The sequence below is a fragment of the Emticicia sp. 21SJ11W-3 genome (assembly GCF_024138715.1).
Taxonomy (GTDB): Bacteria; Bacteroidota; Bacteroidia; order Cytophagales; family Spirosomataceae; genus Emticicia; species Emticicia fluvialis.
Window position 1 is genome coordinate 4,416,212 of record NZ_CP092074.1, and the last position, 14,458, is coordinate 4,430,669.

Consider the following 14,458-nt stretch of genomic DNA (forward strand, 5'->3'; position numbering starts at 1 on the left):
ATGCAGGCAGGCTTATGGTAGCAAATGACACGGTTAACATGGTAGTATCTTTAACCCCCAGTATGCAAACCGGAACAACCGATTGCTCTTCAGTTGAAGTTGGCAAGGGTTAACTTTATAAGATTTACTGTCAGGTATCAGAAACTATTTGCCTTTCTTCCCATGAACCTGAGATTTCAGAATTTGAGTACGCATTTCCTGGCCTAATGTTGTAACCTACTGCCTACAAGCAAGAAATATTCATAAAAAACAAAACCTTTTTGATTTTCTCAAAAAGTATTCATAATTTTGCACCCCGAAATACAATTCTAATATTAGCTTGGAATAAAAGTTTCTCAACAATATTGTCTGATAACCAGACTCTTAAAAACATTTTTTCAAAAATCTAAAAAAATGGCACGCGATTTAAAATTTACAAGAAACATCGGTATTGCTGCCCACATTGACGCAGGTAAAACAACTACCACTGAGCGTATCCTTTATTATGCCGGCGTGAGCCACAAAATCGGTGAGGTACACGATGGAGCTGCTACGATGGACTGGATGGAGCAAGAGCAGGAAAGAGGTATTACCATCACATCAGCTGCAACCACCGTTGGTTGGAATTACAGAGACCAAAAATATCATATCAATATAATTGATACTCCAGGTCACGTTGACTTTACTGTAGAAGTAAACCGTTCACTACGTGTATTAGACGGCTTGGTGTTCTTATTTAGTGCGGTTGACGGTGTTGAGCCTCAATCTGAAACTAACTGGCGCTTGGCCAACAACTATAACGTAGCTCGTTTGGGTTTCGTTAACAAAATGGACCGCTCAGGTGCCGACTTCCTTAACGTGTGTAAGCAAGTAAAAGAGATGTTGGGCAGCAACGCAGTGCCACTTCAATTGCCAATCGGCGCTGAAGATAACTTTAAAGGTGTGGTTGACCTTGTGAACTTCCGCGGTATCGTTTGGAACGAGCATGACAAAGGGATGACTTTCACTGAAGTACCGATTCCTGACGACATGATGGAAGAGGCTACTGAATACCGTGAGAAATTGTTGGAAGCTGTAGCTGAATTTGATGATACTTTGATGGAGAAATACTTCGAAGACCCGAATTCAATTACAGAAGACGAAATTCTTGCAGCGCTTCGCCAGGCAGTTATTGCCATGAAGATTGTTCCGATGCTTTGTGGTTCTTCATTCAAAAACAAGGGTGTACAAACCATGCTTGACTACGTGATGGCCCTGTTGCCTTCACCATTGGATAAAGAAGCCATTAAAGGAACTAACCCTGATACTGGTGCAGAGATTTTCCGTAAACCAACTGAAAGCGATCCTTTCGCGGCTCTTGCCTTTAAAATCGCTACTGACCCTTACGTTGGCCGTCTTTGTTTCATCCGCGCTTATTCGGGTGGTTTAGATGCCGGTTCTTATGTATTGAACAACCGTTCGGGCAACAAAGAGCGTATCTCTCGTATCTTCCAGATGCACGCCAACAAACAAAACTCAATTGAGCGTTTGGGTGCCGGTGACATCGGTGCGGTAGTAGGTTTCAAAGATATTAAAACCGGTGATACACTTTCTGATGAGAAAAACCCAATCGTTCTTGAATCAATGGTATTCCCTGATCCGGTTATCGGGTATGCTATCGAGCCTAAGAAAACAGCCGATCAGGATAACTTCTCTAAAGCAATCACTAAACTGATTGAAGAAGACCCAACTCTACAGGTTGAATCAAACGAAGAAACAGGCCAGACCATCATCCGTGGTATGGGTGAGCTTCACCTTGAAATCATCATCGACCGTATGCGTCGTGAGTTTAAAGTAGAAGTAAACCAGGGTGCACCACAGGTGGCGTACAAAGAAACCATCACCAAGTCTATCGAACACCGTGAGGTTTACAAGAAACAATCGGGTGGTCGTGGTAAATTTGCCGATATCGTATTCGAAATCGGACCACGTACAGACGAGAAAACAGGTCTTGAGTTCGTAAACAACATTGTGGGTGGTATCATTCCAAAAGAGTTTATCCCTGCTATCCAGAAAGGTTTCGAATCAGCTATGTCAAATGGTCCGTTAGCAGGTTTCCCTGTTGACTCAATGAAAGTGCGTTTGTTCCACGGTTCATTCCACGACGTTGACTCTGACTCATTGTCTTTCGAACTAGCTGCTCGTATGGGCTTCAAAGAAGCTGCCCGTCAGGCTGGCCCTAAATTGCTTGAACCAATCATGGCAGTAGAGGTAGTAACTCCTGACGAATACACAGGTCCTATCACAGGTGACTTGAACCGTCGTCGTGGTGTGATGAGAGGTATGGATACTAAAGCTGGTTCGCAAGTAATCAAAGCTGATGTACCTCTTTCAGAATTGTTCGGTTACGTAACAGACCTTCGTACGATGTCGTCTGGTCGTGCTACAGCTAACTTGACGTTCTCACATTACGAAATCGTTCCGCAAAACATTGCTGATGGCGTAATTGCAAAATCAAAAGCTTAATAATAGCTTTAAGTATATTAAAAACACCTGCTTCGGTTTCGAGGCAGGTGTTTTTGTTTGGTACTCACGGTCATAATCTTTTCAACATCACTCGCCTGTATTTTTACAATTATTTGTTGCGCCTTCTCTTAATTACTCCTTACCCCATTTTAGCCCCCTTAATCATCAGAATGGTTTTAACCGACTCTTCCTTTAAGGGCAAAAATTTCATACGGCCGTCGTCTTTCATAAAGCCCAGCAAGTCGCTTTCATGCTCAAAAGAAACAATATGAATTTCGTAGGGTTTCTCTTCTTCACCAGCTATATAGGCGGCTGCATCAGGCCGTATCCGGTACAATAACTTGCCGTTATATTTCTCCATCAAGGGTATGGCAAAATTCTCAAACTCATGAAAAACTTCTTCTTTGCCCTCTTTAATAAAAATAAGCTGAGTAATGTAAATCATAGTAAATATTGATTCAGGTTCTATTATCTGATTTTGTTTTGCCGCAATAGGTAGTCTTGCCGGAAGTAATTTTAATGATGCCCCAGACTTGAACCAGATTTGGTATCGGTTTGAACAGGTAACAACTTTTCTTTTCTACAAATTTGCCAAAAAACAATCATGCCATTGGCAAAACTCCAAATTTTATTATTAATAAAACCAGCCTATTTATGAAAAAGCTACTGACTGTCTTCTTCTTCCTTATGTCTCAAATTGCGTACCCGCAAGGCAATCCACCGAGAGCAGACTTTAAAAATCCATCTCTCTGGCTTATTTACAGCAAGCCCACACCGATATGGAAAGATACTATACAGCTAGACAAAACAGATAACGACGGCATGATGGTGCTTAAAGATTTTGAAATGACCAACGGCACGATTGAATTTGACGTAAAAGGGGCAAACCTCTTACAACAAAGCTTTGTAGGTGTAGCCTTTAATGTGCAGGATAGCCAGACCTATGAACACGTTTATTTCAGACCATTTAATTTCATGAACGCCGACACGGCCCGCCGGAGCAGAGCCGTGCAATATGCCTCACTGCCTGATGCCCCCTGGTTTAAACTGCGAGATGATTTCCCCGGGAAATACGAAAACAAAGTAAAGCCTGTACCAGACCCGGACGACTGGTTTCATGCCAGAGTAGTTGTAGACCGACCGTTTATCAGGGTGTATGTCAATAATCATCCTGTTCCCTGCCTTGAAGTGAAGAGTCTGGCCCCTGCAAGGCCGGGCAAAATTGCTATCTGGGCCGGGCCGGCAACACGCGTTAAATTTACAAATCTGGTGGTAACACCAACCGTTAATCATTAATACTAATTCCTATTGGCAAGGATACCAATCAGGGCTGGTTGTCTATACTACTGCCGGGGTTTGTATCCTCAAAAAACGCCTCAGGCTTATAAATACTAACCATACCCGGGGCAATCTTCTACTGCTGCACAAATTCTTACTAGCCCCGGGTATTACTATTTTTAGATATTTTATTACTAATCCGGCATACGTTTTTATACCATTCAGCAGCCTGGCCAACCGCTTGTAAACCTCACAGCAACCACCTGTAATTCAATTAAGACACTCATCGGTTAATATCAAGTATTCATCATCCTAAATGATACACTTATCCATTTTTGGTTTCAGTATTAGCTTTTCTGAACCAACTTTGTAACGTTAAAAACTAAATCATGAAAAAAAGTAATTTACTAATCATTCTAATCGCATCTGTTTTCACCTCATTTACGGCAGCTCAGGCTCAGTTCCCGATGGGCGGGGCACCAGCCACTAAAGCATTGCCGGGTACAGCAGGAGACCAGACACCCAAAGGTAATAGCAAAATTTCGGGTATTGTTGTAGACTCAACTACCAATAAAACTGTTGAATTTGCCAGTGTTGCCCTTCTTGATAAAACCACCGGCAAGCCTGTAGATGGCACGATGGCCGACGAAAAAGGGAAATTTACCCTCAACAAAGTGGCTGCCGGTTCGTTTAAATTACAAATTACATTTATTGGTTATACTACCAAAGATATCAATGTAACCCTAAGCAAAGGACAAGAACTTGACCTGGGGAACATACTGATAGCCAGCAGTGCCAAATTGCTGAATGAAGTTACCGTAACCGGCCAGTCTGCCCTTATTGAAGAAAAAGTTGACCGCCTGGTTTATAATGCAGAAAAAGACATTGCAGCCAAAGGCGGCGATGCCTCAGACGTATTGCGTAAAGTACCTTTATTGACAGTAGACCTTGACGGCAACGTTTCGTTGAGAGGTAGCCAGAACATCAGGGTTTTAATTAACAATAAACCCAGCACCATAGTTGCCAGCAGCGTAGCCGATGCCTTGAAGCAAATACCGGCCGACCAGATTAAAACCGTTGAGGTTATCACCAGTCCATCTGCTAAATATGATGCTGAAGGTTCTGGTGGTATTATTAACATTATTACTAAAAAGAACAGCCTGCAAGGTTTAAGCCTGAATGTAGATGGCGGCGTTGGTAACAGAGGCTCATTACTTAGCCTGAACGGCAACTACAGAAAAGGTAAAGGCGGCGTAACGCTAGGTGGTTTTGGCCGTGGGATGTATAACACCATTACCAAAACTTCTCTCGACCAGACAAGTATCGTAAACGGAGTTTCTACGCTTACCAAACAAACGGGTGATGGTTCAAGTCACGGGTTGTTTGGCCAGTATAACCTGGGATTCGATTACGACCTGGCCAAAAACCAAAGCCTGACAGCTGGTGTACGTTATGGCGTTCGTAACTTCAGCACGCAACAAGACCTTGTAACCAGGTTATTCCGTAATGGCAGCCTTGACGCCGACGCCAGCTCACGAAGAGACGTTGACGCAGACAACCTGTCAGGAACAGTTGACATGAACATTGATTACCTGCACACTTATAAAAAACCTCAACAGGAATGGAGTATTTCTACACTTTATAGCCGTAATGACCTTAAAAATAACTTTGACGCCAACCTGATGACCCAAGGCGGAGAGTTATTGAACCGTCAGCGTAATATTAACTCAAATCTGAATCAGGAATTTACCCTGCAAAGTGATTACCAGACCCCAATCAGAAAAAACCAGATGCTTGAATTTGGCGGAAAGGGTATCTTCCGTGAAGTAACCAGCGATTACAAGTTTCTGATTGCAGGGCCAACCGGCAATTTCTCAACTGAAATCAATCAGCCTCAGGGCGCGCTTACCTACCATCAGAATATAGCAGCAGCTTATAGCTCATATACTTATACTACCAAAAAACGTTATACCTTTAAAGGTGGTTTGCGCTACGAGCATACATTTATAGATGCCAGCACAAAAGAAGGCGGGCAGATTGGTGTAGCAGATTACGGAGTATTGGTGCCAAGTGTAAATGCCTCAAAAACCATTAAAGGTACTACCTTTAAGCTGGCTTACAATAAGCGTATTCAACGCCCGGGTTTGCAACAGTTAAACCCGAACTTTAACTCGGCTAACCCTCAGAATATCACTGTGGGTGACCCTACTCTGAAACCAGAGATAACCGACAACTTTGAATTAACATTGAGCAAAAACATTAAGAAAACCTTTGTGAATGCTTCGTTTTTTGGTAGAGTAACCAATAATGCCATATCGCAGGTTCGTATTCCGTCAGATACCCTGCCCGGTGCAATTGTTACTACTTACAAAAATATCGGGCGCCAACATGCGTATGGTTCCAACATTTTTGCTAACGTTGCAGCAACATCGAAAATTAACGTCGGTTTGTTTGCCAATATCATCTATAATACGCTTGAAGGACAAGTATTGGGTATGAACAATGTATCAGAAACCATAACTAACTCAGGCTGGAATATCAGTGGTGGTGTGTTCTCGCAGGCTACCTTTAAAAACGGATGGGGTGCGCAGGCCTTCGGGTTTCTACAAGGAAACCAGGTTCAATTACAGGGTAACCAGGGTGGATTCGGCTTCTATACCATTGGTATCAAAAAAGACTTTAAAAACAAAAAAGGAAGCCTTGGCCTTGCCGGCGAAAACTTCCTGAACAAAAGTTTCAATATCCGTAGTGAGTTGAAATCGGCGCAGTTCAATCAGGTAAACAATATTTATATGTATAACAGAGGTGTGCGCCTTACATTCAGCTACAAAATTGGTAAAATGACAGTAGATGCACCTAAGAAAAAAGCCCGCTCAGTAAACAACGACGACGTAAAAAGCGATGGCCAAAGCGGCGGACAAACCACAGGTGGCACTACAGGCGGTGGGCAACCAAGACAATAACCAGCCCCTCCGGCTTTAAAACCGGAGGGATTTACAGATAAGCCCCTTAATAAACTAACGAATAAACTTAATTCAAATCGAACAATGAAAATGAACAAACTTTTTGCAACAGCATTTGCAGCTTTGGTTTCAATAAGCAGCTTTGCCCAGACTGTCGATGAAATAGTAGACAAGCACATTGCGGCCCTTGGCGGAGCAGATAAATTGAAATCGGTAAATACCCTTTACATTGAGCGCTCGTTGTCTGTACAAGGCATGGAAATACCAAGCACCAGCACAATGGTGGTAAACAAAGCGGTACGCTCTGAGTCAACCGTGATGGGTAACTCAATGGTTCAGGCTTATGATGGTACTTCAGCCTGGATGGTTCGCCCGACAATGATGGGTGGCACAGGCGAGCCGGAAGATATGCCAGCTGAACAGGCAAAACAATTAAAAGGCCAGCTAGACCCTTTCGGTCCGCTTTTCAATTATAAAGAAAAAGGCAATAAAGTTGAGCTGGTGGGCAAAGAAAAAGTAGACAAAAAAGACAGCTACCATCTGAAAGTAACTTCGGCAACAGGTGATGTGATTGATCAGTATATAGACGCCACCACCTACTTGTTGACCAAAACAAAGGCTTCAGCCAATGGTGTGGAAGTGGAAATCAGTTTCTCTGATTACAAAGATGTAGACGGCATTAAGTTTGCCTATTCTATGGACATGGTAAATCAGATGGGTAATCTGGCATTTATAACCAATAAAATCAAGATTAACCCTCCGGTTGATGCAGCGGTTTTCAAAAAACCTAAATGATAGTCATTAGCATTTAATTGAACAAAGAGGCGCGCCTGCAGGCGCGCCTCTTCTGTTTTACAGGTACCGGTAAATAATTTTTTTTTGCTACATCAAAAAAAAAAATAAAATTGCAGCACGACTGCTACTATGTATTCAATAAACTAAAACAAGCTGTGACTCACCGAATGAAAAAGACAATCGCTTTTGCCTTATCTGCTATATGCCTGGGCCTGGTTGTTGCTTACTTTATCGGGCTATATCCATTTTTTATTTTCGATAAAAACACCACCTCTCAAGCCTCTATTGTAGCAATCAAAGACGAAAACAAGCCTTTTCAGCAATTTAATTTTCAGGAGGGCAATTACACCGCCTACGTAATTATAAGTGTTAACGACCTCATGAACTCCTGGGCCGGTATACCACGCAACAGGGTATTAAAATCATCTGACAAACAAATACTAAGCCAGCTGAAAAACTGCGAGTTTATCAGCAATGGCAGCGACTCACTTAAAATTGAAAGCCGTATATATCTGCTAAAAAACGACTCGCTTATTTATCAGAGTGGGCTGGTGCTTGACCAGGACTTTGAGGGAATCCATAATAATGATTCTGGCTGGGCCGAAAGCAAACAAAAAGGGCAGTTACTGCGTATTTTGCGGCAGTTTGAAGCCGAAACAAAGCCGGTAGTATTTTTACAATAAAAGACCGGGCATGCCAGCCATGCCTTAAACCATTATCTGGCCATATCTGCCAAGCCAGCTACAAAGCCCCAATTCTGATGCTGTTTTCTTCCCATTGCATTAAAACCTTCACCAAAAAAAGAGGCGTCACCCTCAATAATAAATACCAGCTCATTATCACCTTTTTTCAGTTCCAGGGCTGTGCAGTTCTGATAAAGTTCCAACCTTTCCAACTTAAATCTGGCGTAATTATAAACCTCTTTTCCGTTCAGAAAAACTTTTAGCTTACCGGTAAAATCAAAGTACATCAACTTGGGCTTATCAGCTTCAGAAACTACGTTACATCTGGTAAAAACCGTTCCGTTAGGGTATTCATAATATCTTTTCAGATTCACCATTTCGTCTCTTCTATCGTTAATTTTAGTCCAGTTCTTAATTTTCTTTATATCTGTATATTCGTAAGTTTTGTCTCTTACCAGCTGCTCTGATACAGACCATTCGTAAAGTATTTTTGGTAACTCCTGAATATACACATTGGCAAAGTAGGATTCTCCGAACATACTTCTCAATAAAATACTTCCATTGTCAGTATCAGTATCTAGCAGGCTCACAATCAAATCTGGTTCTTTTTTATAGTTCACAAACACTTTCATAATTCTGCCGCGCACCTCTATAGTGGCATGAAACCACTCCAGCTGAGCAATGGCTGCTTTGGCCTCATAAATCGGATAATGGTACATTACCCAACTTAAGCCACCATTATAAATGGGCACATACTGAATTGCCTCCTGCGTGCCACCGTAGCCGGGCCTGAAATACAGAAACTGGTAGTTCTGTTCGTTCTTTACATGGAAGCCGATTCCGCCCATTACACGGCTGGCGATATCGAGGTCTATTCTGAAATTTTCATATTTTTTATCCTTTCTAATAATGATAGCCTCATTTTTACCATCTAATTTTATGCAGCTTTTATCTTTATAGGTTTGCTCGGTTAAAATGGCTGGCGTGTTGTTTTCAGAGAACCCCTGCCAGTCTTTAAAAGCGTTCTGTGCCGAAAGACTAAAAGAAAGGCCAACAAAAAAAGCAACAATTAATGATTTGATTCTGAGCATTTTCATAATAATTTGTTTTAAATTTTGAGTAATGATTTGAGGCTGCAATATGCCAGACACCCGGATAATTATCGTGTGCAAGATTGAACTGTTTTACAACTGTTTTGCGATTGTTTTTTAACCCATCTGATTATGAACGACATCAACCCTATCGATAAAGAACTTCTGGATAGGCTAAAGCAACAAATTGAGGAAATGGCAGGGCTCAGCCTGCACGAAAGCCGGGGGCAGAAAGATTATGAGTTTCTTGAATTTTTTATTGAAGAGAAATCGGGTGTAAAAATCAGCCTTACCACAATTAAAAGAATCTGGCGCAATGAGTTCAACCGTTTACCGCATTTGTCAACACTTGATGCCCTCAGCAAAATTGCTTACCATAAAGACTGGCTCACACTCAAACTTGACCTGGCCCAAATACTTACAGGCAAAACCGTACCGCCAACTGAAACTTTTATACCCCACCCCGATAAGCCCTTTGAAAAAATCAGACCTCGGTCTACACATACAAGACTGTTCGCCATTACCGGCATTATTCTGGTTCTGGCCTTACTGGTGTTTAAAAACAAACTTTTCAAAAATGGTATTCGTGCAGGAGACGTTCAGTTTTCTGCCAAAACCTCTGTTTCTAATACCGTACCTAACACAGTTGTTTTTACTTACAATATCGATTCTGTTAATGCCAGGAAGTTTTATATTCAGCAATCGTGGGATAAAAAACGAAGAGTAGAAATTACCAAAGGCAATTACCAGCAAACGGATATTTATTACCTACCCGGCTACTACATGGCCAAAATCATTGCAGACGACTCTATCATCAGAGAGATTCCGGTACATATCAGGACCGACAACTGGGTAATAGCGGCACACCAGCCACCAATAGAGAATAAAATACTGCCGGAGGCCGATTGGGTATCAAAAGACATCATCGGCGTAAAGCCCGATGTTTTGGTCAGTAACAAACTAGATACCAAAGAACCCTTTATGCTCACTTTTCATAATAGCCGCGATTTTAATATTGATGGAAACAGATTTGTTTTCAGAACTGATTTCAGAATGGATTCAACAGGCGTAGTTTGCCCTGCAGTAGCCGTGCTGATTAAAGGAGAATATGAATATATGTATGTTAACCTGGCCCATAAAGGCTGTGAAAGTAACATAAACCTAAGTATCAGTAACCGGAGGTTTGACGGCAAAAAAACAGATTTAACCGCTTTTGGTACTCAAATGTACGGGTGGCAGCATGTGAGCATAATCAACAGAAACAAATTTGTGAGTATTGCATTAAACAATCAAACGATTTTTGAAACACCCTATAAAAAGCATCTGGGTAAACTCAAAGAAATTGGCTTTATTTTCAGGGGGAATGGCATCATAAAAAATACACAGATTACCAGACTTTAAGCTCGGTCGCTATTTTTAACATTTTCGACAACCTAAATAATGATACATATTACCACGCCCGAAGCATTTAGTTATCAGGAGTTGCTGAGGTTTTTATCGCGTAATGAAAAAGAGTGCCTGCATACCATAAAGGGAGATAATATCTACAAGGTTTTAGACATGGGCAATGAGCTGGTGCTGTTTTCTATTGCATATCACAACGGCCTTGCCGTTCATATCCATACCGGAAAAGCCACGCCAGAAGTGCAGCAGCGCATAAAAAACTATATTGAAAACTGGTTTGACCTGACCGCCGACCTGAACGTTTTTTATAATGCCGTACAGGCCGACCCTATAATGCAGCAGCTTTGCCAGAAATACTATGGCCTGCGCATGGTAGGTATGCCCGATTTATTCGAGTCGCTGGTTTGGTCGGTTATCGGCCAACAGATCAATCTTAATTTTGCTTACGCGCTTAAACAAAGGCTGGTACACAACTTTGGTAAAAGTGTAACTTTTGATGGTGACACATTTTATACACTACCCACACCACAAACACTGGCGGCACTTAAGGTGGAAGACTTCCAGCCATTTCAGTTCAGCAGAAGTAAGGCACAATATATAATAAATATTTCGCAGGCATTTGCAGAGGGTATTCTGGCGCAGGAGAAACTATCCCGGTTAGGGTATGAAGAAATCAAGCAGCAATTAACTGCCATTAAAGGAGTAGGAAACTGGACAGCCAACTACTCAATGATGAAAAGCCTCAAAAGCTACGATGCGTTTCCGGTTGAAGATGTAGGCCTTCATCATGCGGTAAAAAATCAATATAAATTACCGGCCAAACCCACCATTGCCGAATTGCACCAGATGGCTTCCCTGTGGCCGGGCTGGCGTGGTTATGCTACATTTTATTTCTGGCACTCCTTGCTGGAATAAAAAAATAGCAGCTGCTTCAGGCAACTGCTATTTTTTGTAGTCAATAGTTAGCACTATAAAAGTTCTACCGGCTCAACCTCTTTTTTTTCTTCCGGCAGAATAAACTTCATGGCATTGGCAACTTTGCCGGGCAATAATGCTATTTCCAGCACTTCCTGCACGTAGTCTACGTAATGGAAAGTGAGGCCTTCAGTATATGCGGCACCTACTTCCTCTACATCCTTGCGGTTTTTGTAGCACATTACAATCTCTTTTATACCCGCACGCTTGGCAGCCAGAATTTTCTCTTTAATACCGCCCACAGGCAGTACTTTTCCGCGCAGGGTAATCTCGCCTGTCATGGCCAGATTCGGCTTCAGTTGTCTTTGGGTATAGATAGAGGCCATTGATGTAACCATCGTAATACCTGCAGACGGACCATCTTTTGGCACAGCCCCCTGTGGCACGTGTACGTGCAAATCGTAATTCTGAAAAATGCGGTAATCAATACCTATTTCATCGGCATGCGATTTAAGGTAAGAAAGCGCCGTAACGGCCGACTCTTTCATCACGTCTCCCAATTGGCCAGACAACGTCAGCTGGCCTTTACCCCTGCTCAGGCTAGACTCTATGAAAAGTATATCTCCACCTACCGATGTCCAGGCCAATCCGGTTACCACACCTGGCAACTCATTGCCTTCATATAAATCCTGGTCAAAAACTGCACCACCCAGTAATTTCTCAACGTGTTCAACTTTTATCAGTTTCGGATACTCCTCCTGCATGGCAATAGATTTGGCAACTTTTCTTATCAAAGTTCCAATCTGCTGTTCAAGACGACGAACCCCCGATTCTCTGGTGTAGCCTTCAATTACCCGTTGAATAGCCTTGTCTTCTATTTTCAGATCTTTTACCTTTATACCGTGTTGCTCTAACTGCTTAGGCACCAGGTGTTTTTTAGCGATTTCTATTTTCTCCTCAACCGTATAGCCTGAAATCTCAATTATCTCCATGCGGTCTCTTAATGGCGCCTGAATAGTATCTAAAGAATTGGCAGTGGCAATGAAAAGCACCTTAGATAAATCATAGTCAACCTCCAGATAATTGTCTTTGAAGGACGAGTTTTGTTCGGGGTCCAGAACTTCCAGCAGTGCCGATGAAGGGTCACCTCTGAAATCGCGGGATACCTTATCTATTTCGTCTAAAACAAATACCGGGTTTGACGACCTGGCTTTTTGCAGATTCTGAATCACCTTGCCCGGCATGGCGCCGATATACGTTTTTCTGTGGCCGCGTATTTCTGCCTCATCATGCAATCCACCCAGCGCCATCCGTATGTAATTACGGCCCAGCGACTTGGCAATTGAGCGCCCCAATGATGTTTTACCAACACCCGGAGGCCCATAAAGGCACAGAATAGGCGCTTTCATATCGCTCCGTAATTTTAATACGGCCAGATACTCAATGATACGCTCTTTTACTTTCTCAAGACCCGAGTGGTCGGCATCCAGTATTTTTTTAGCCCTTTTCAGGTCAAAATTATCTTTTGTGTATTCTGCCCAGGGCAGCTCAATCATGGTTTCGGCATAGGTTAATGAAACCCCGTATTCTGGCGCCATTGAGTTCATGCGCAGAATTTTGTTCAGTTCTTTATGAAAATGCTCGTTGGCCTCTTTAGACCATTTCTTTTTGGCGCCTTTGGCACGCAGTTTTTCTACTTCCTGATCAGGCGTTTCCATGCCCAGTTCTTCCTGCAATACCTTTATCTGCTGGCGCAGGTAATATTCCCTTTGTTGCTGGTCAATATCAAGGCTGGCTTTGCTTTGTATATCTCTTTTGATTTCAAGCACCTGAATCTCCTTCATCATGTGTTCCAGCAGTTTGTGCGCTTGTTCGCTACCGTCGTAAGTCTCCAGTAGCAATTGTTTCTCGCTAATCTCTATATTCAGGTTAGAAGACAAAAAGTGCGTCAGGAAACTAGGGCTGTCAATATTACTGATAGCCATCTGCGCATCTTTCGGTATTTCCGGATTCAGGCTCAGAATTTTATAAGCCGCCTCTTTCAGGCTCTGTATCAGGGCTTTTACCTCTTTTTTGCGTACACTCGGAAAATTATCAGCTATATACTTAACCGTAGCGCTTAGGTGTGGTTCGGTCTGGATATAGTTAATAACCTCAAAACGGCGTCGCCCCTGAATAATAACCGTCACATTTCCATCAGGCAGCACAATCATTTTAAGAATGGTTGCAATCGTACCTATTTTATATAAATCTTCAGGTGTAGGTTCGTTGGGCGTATGGCGTATTTGTGCAACCACACCAATGGTTTTATCGGTGCGATAAGCCTTTTTTACCATTTTAATAAATTTGGCCCTTGTAACAGTAACAGGTATAACAATACCCGGAAACAGAACGGTATTTCGAAGCGGAAGAAGCGCTAGTTCGGTTGGAAGATTATTTTCATTCTCCATCACTTCATCCGGTGAAGCGATTTCAATCATTTCCACATTTTCTACGTCTTGGCGTCCCATCATAAGGCTGGAGATTAGTTCACGATTCATGTACCACAAATTTAGGTTCTTCTATAAGGCTTTTTCTTAAAAAAACCCGTTTTATTTAACAGCAAACATTAGTTAATTATCTGGTAAAAACCTGCTGAACACCCTTCTAAAAAACCATTAATGACTCGTATTTATCTGCCAGAATGTCAGAGTGAATGTACAAAACGTTTTATATAATTAAAATATTTCTGTGCTTTTTTTATTGTTCAAACCAAGTGCCAATTCTATATACATGGCATAGTGGCAGTAAAATCATTAAATATGCTCAGGTTTTTGAAACCATACAGATTTATTGTCTATTTTTG

At 42.1% G+C, this 14,458-nt stretch carries 10 protein-coding genes; 7 read left to right on the forward strand and 3 right to left on the reverse strand.

Annotation, left to right across the window (positions count from 1 at the left end; all coding sequences use genetic code 11):
- The first annotated feature begins 393 nt into the window (after window positions 1–393).
- Window positions 394–2,484, forward strand: a complete 2,091-nt coding sequence (fusA, locus tag MB380_RS18725; protein WP_253529874.1) for an elongation factor G — start codon at window positions 394–396, stop codon at window positions 2,482–2,484.
- A gap of 139 nt (window positions 2,485–2,623) precedes the next feature.
- Here the strand turns inward: fusA and MB380_RS18730 are convergent, their stop codons facing one another.
- Window positions 2,624–2,929, reverse strand: coding sequence for a DUF1330 domain-containing protein (locus MB380_RS18730; protein ID WP_253529876.1), 306 nt, complete (start codon window positions 2,927–2,929; stop codon window positions 2,624–2,626).
- A 209-nt stretch (window positions 2,930–3,138) separates the two neighbouring features.
- Between MB380_RS18730 and MB380_RS18735 the strand changes: the two genes are divergently transcribed.
- The 4 genes from MB380_RS18735 (at window position 3,139) to MB380_RS18750 (ending at window position 8,203) form a co-directional block, all read left to right on the forward strand.
- On the forward strand, window positions 3,139–3,780 hold the full coding sequence (locus tag MB380_RS18735) for a family 16 glycoside hydrolase (protein ID WP_253529888.1): 642 nt from the start codon (window positions 3,139–3,141) through the stop codon (window positions 3,778–3,780).
- Between the two features lie 371 nt (window positions 3,781–4,151).
- Window positions 4,152–6,725 carry a TonB-dependent receptor domain-containing protein gene (locus MB380_RS18740; protein ID WP_253529890.1) on the forward strand — a complete coding sequence of 858 codons (2,574 nt, stop codon included), beginning with the start codon at window positions 4,152–4,154 and terminating at the stop codon, window positions 6,723–6,725.
- 90 nt (window positions 6,726–6,815) lie between these two features.
- Entirely contained in the window at window positions 6,816–7,520 is a 705-nt protein-coding gene (locus MB380_RS18745) for an outer membrane lipoprotein-sorting protein (RefSeq protein WP_253529903.1), read from the forward strand.
- Between the two features lie 167 nt (window positions 7,521–7,687).
- Entirely contained in the window at window positions 7,688–8,203 is a 516-nt protein-coding gene (locus MB380_RS18750) for a hypothetical protein (protein WP_253529905.1), read from the forward strand.
- 32 nt (window positions 8,204–8,235) lie between these two features.
- Here the strand turns inward: MB380_RS18750 and MB380_RS18755 are convergent, their stop codons facing one another.
- The gene (locus MB380_RS18755) at window positions 8,236–9,300 is read right to left on the reverse strand and encodes a family 16 glycoside hydrolase (protein WP_253529907.1); all 1,065 of its coding nucleotides are present in this window, start codon (window positions 9,298–9,300) and stop codon (window positions 8,236–8,238) included.
- Window positions 9,301–9,426: 126 nt separating this feature from the next.
- Between MB380_RS18755 and MB380_RS18760 the strand changes: the two genes are divergently transcribed.
- Entirely contained in the window at window positions 9,427–10,695 is a 1,269-nt protein-coding gene (locus MB380_RS18760) for a hypothetical protein (protein WP_253529909.1), read from the forward strand.
- A 39-nt stretch (window positions 10,696–10,734) separates the two neighbouring features.
- Window positions 10,735–11,613 (forward strand): DNA-3-methyladenine glycosylase, encoded by an 879-nt coding sequence (locus MB380_RS18765; protein ID WP_253529911.1) that lies wholly within the window; start codon window positions 10,735–10,737, stop codon window positions 11,611–11,613.
- A 53-nt stretch (window positions 11,614–11,666) separates the two neighbouring features.
- Here MB380_RS18765 and lon read toward each other — a convergent pair whose 3' ends face one another.
- Window positions 11,667–14,153 carry an endopeptidase La gene (gene lon / locus MB380_RS18770; RefSeq protein WP_253529913.1) on the reverse strand — a complete coding sequence of 829 codons (2,487 nt, stop codon included), beginning with the start codon at window positions 14,151–14,153 and terminating at the stop codon, window positions 11,667–11,669.
- Between the last annotated feature and the right edge of the window lie 305 nt (window positions 14,154–14,458).

What these genes read in the sequence shown, in the direction of transcription:
- fusA (WP_253529874.1), top strand. Translation starts at nt 394, where the DNA reads ATGGCACGCGATTTAAAATTTACAAGAAACATCGGTATTGCTGCCCAC.
- MB380_RS18730 (WP_253529876.1), bottom strand. Translation starts at nt 2,929, where the DNA reads ATGATTTACATTACTCAGCTTATTTTTATTAAAGAGGGCAAAGAAGAA.
- MB380_RS18735 (WP_253529888.1), top strand. Translation starts at nt 3,139, where the DNA reads ATGAAAAAGCTACTGACTGTCTTCTTCTTCCTTATGTCTCAAATTGCG.
- MB380_RS18740 (WP_253529890.1), top strand. Translation starts at nt 4,152, where the DNA reads ATGAAAAAAAGTAATTTACTAATCATTCTAATCGCATCTGTTTTCACC.
- MB380_RS18745 (WP_253529903.1), top strand. Translation starts at nt 6,816, where the DNA reads ATGAACAAACTTTTTGCAACAGCATTTGCAGCTTTGGTTTCAATAAGC.
- MB380_RS18750 (WP_253529905.1), top strand. Translation starts at nt 7,688, where the DNA reads ATGAAAAAGACAATCGCTTTTGCCTTATCTGCTATATGCCTGGGCCTG.
- MB380_RS18755 (WP_253529907.1), bottom strand. Translation starts at nt 9,300, where the DNA reads ATGAAAATGCTCAGAATCAAATCATTAATTGTTGCTTTTTTTGTTGGC.
- MB380_RS18760 (WP_253529909.1), top strand. Translation starts at nt 9,427, where the DNA reads ATGAACGACATCAACCCTATCGATAAAGAACTTCTGGATAGGCTAAAG.
- MB380_RS18765 (WP_253529911.1), top strand. Translation starts at nt 10,735, where the DNA reads ATGATACATATTACCACGCCCGAAGCATTTAGTTATCAGGAGTTGCTG.
- lon (WP_253529913.1), bottom strand. Translation starts at nt 14,153, where the DNA reads ATGAATCGTGAACTAATCTCCAGCCTTATGATGGGACGCCAAGACGTA.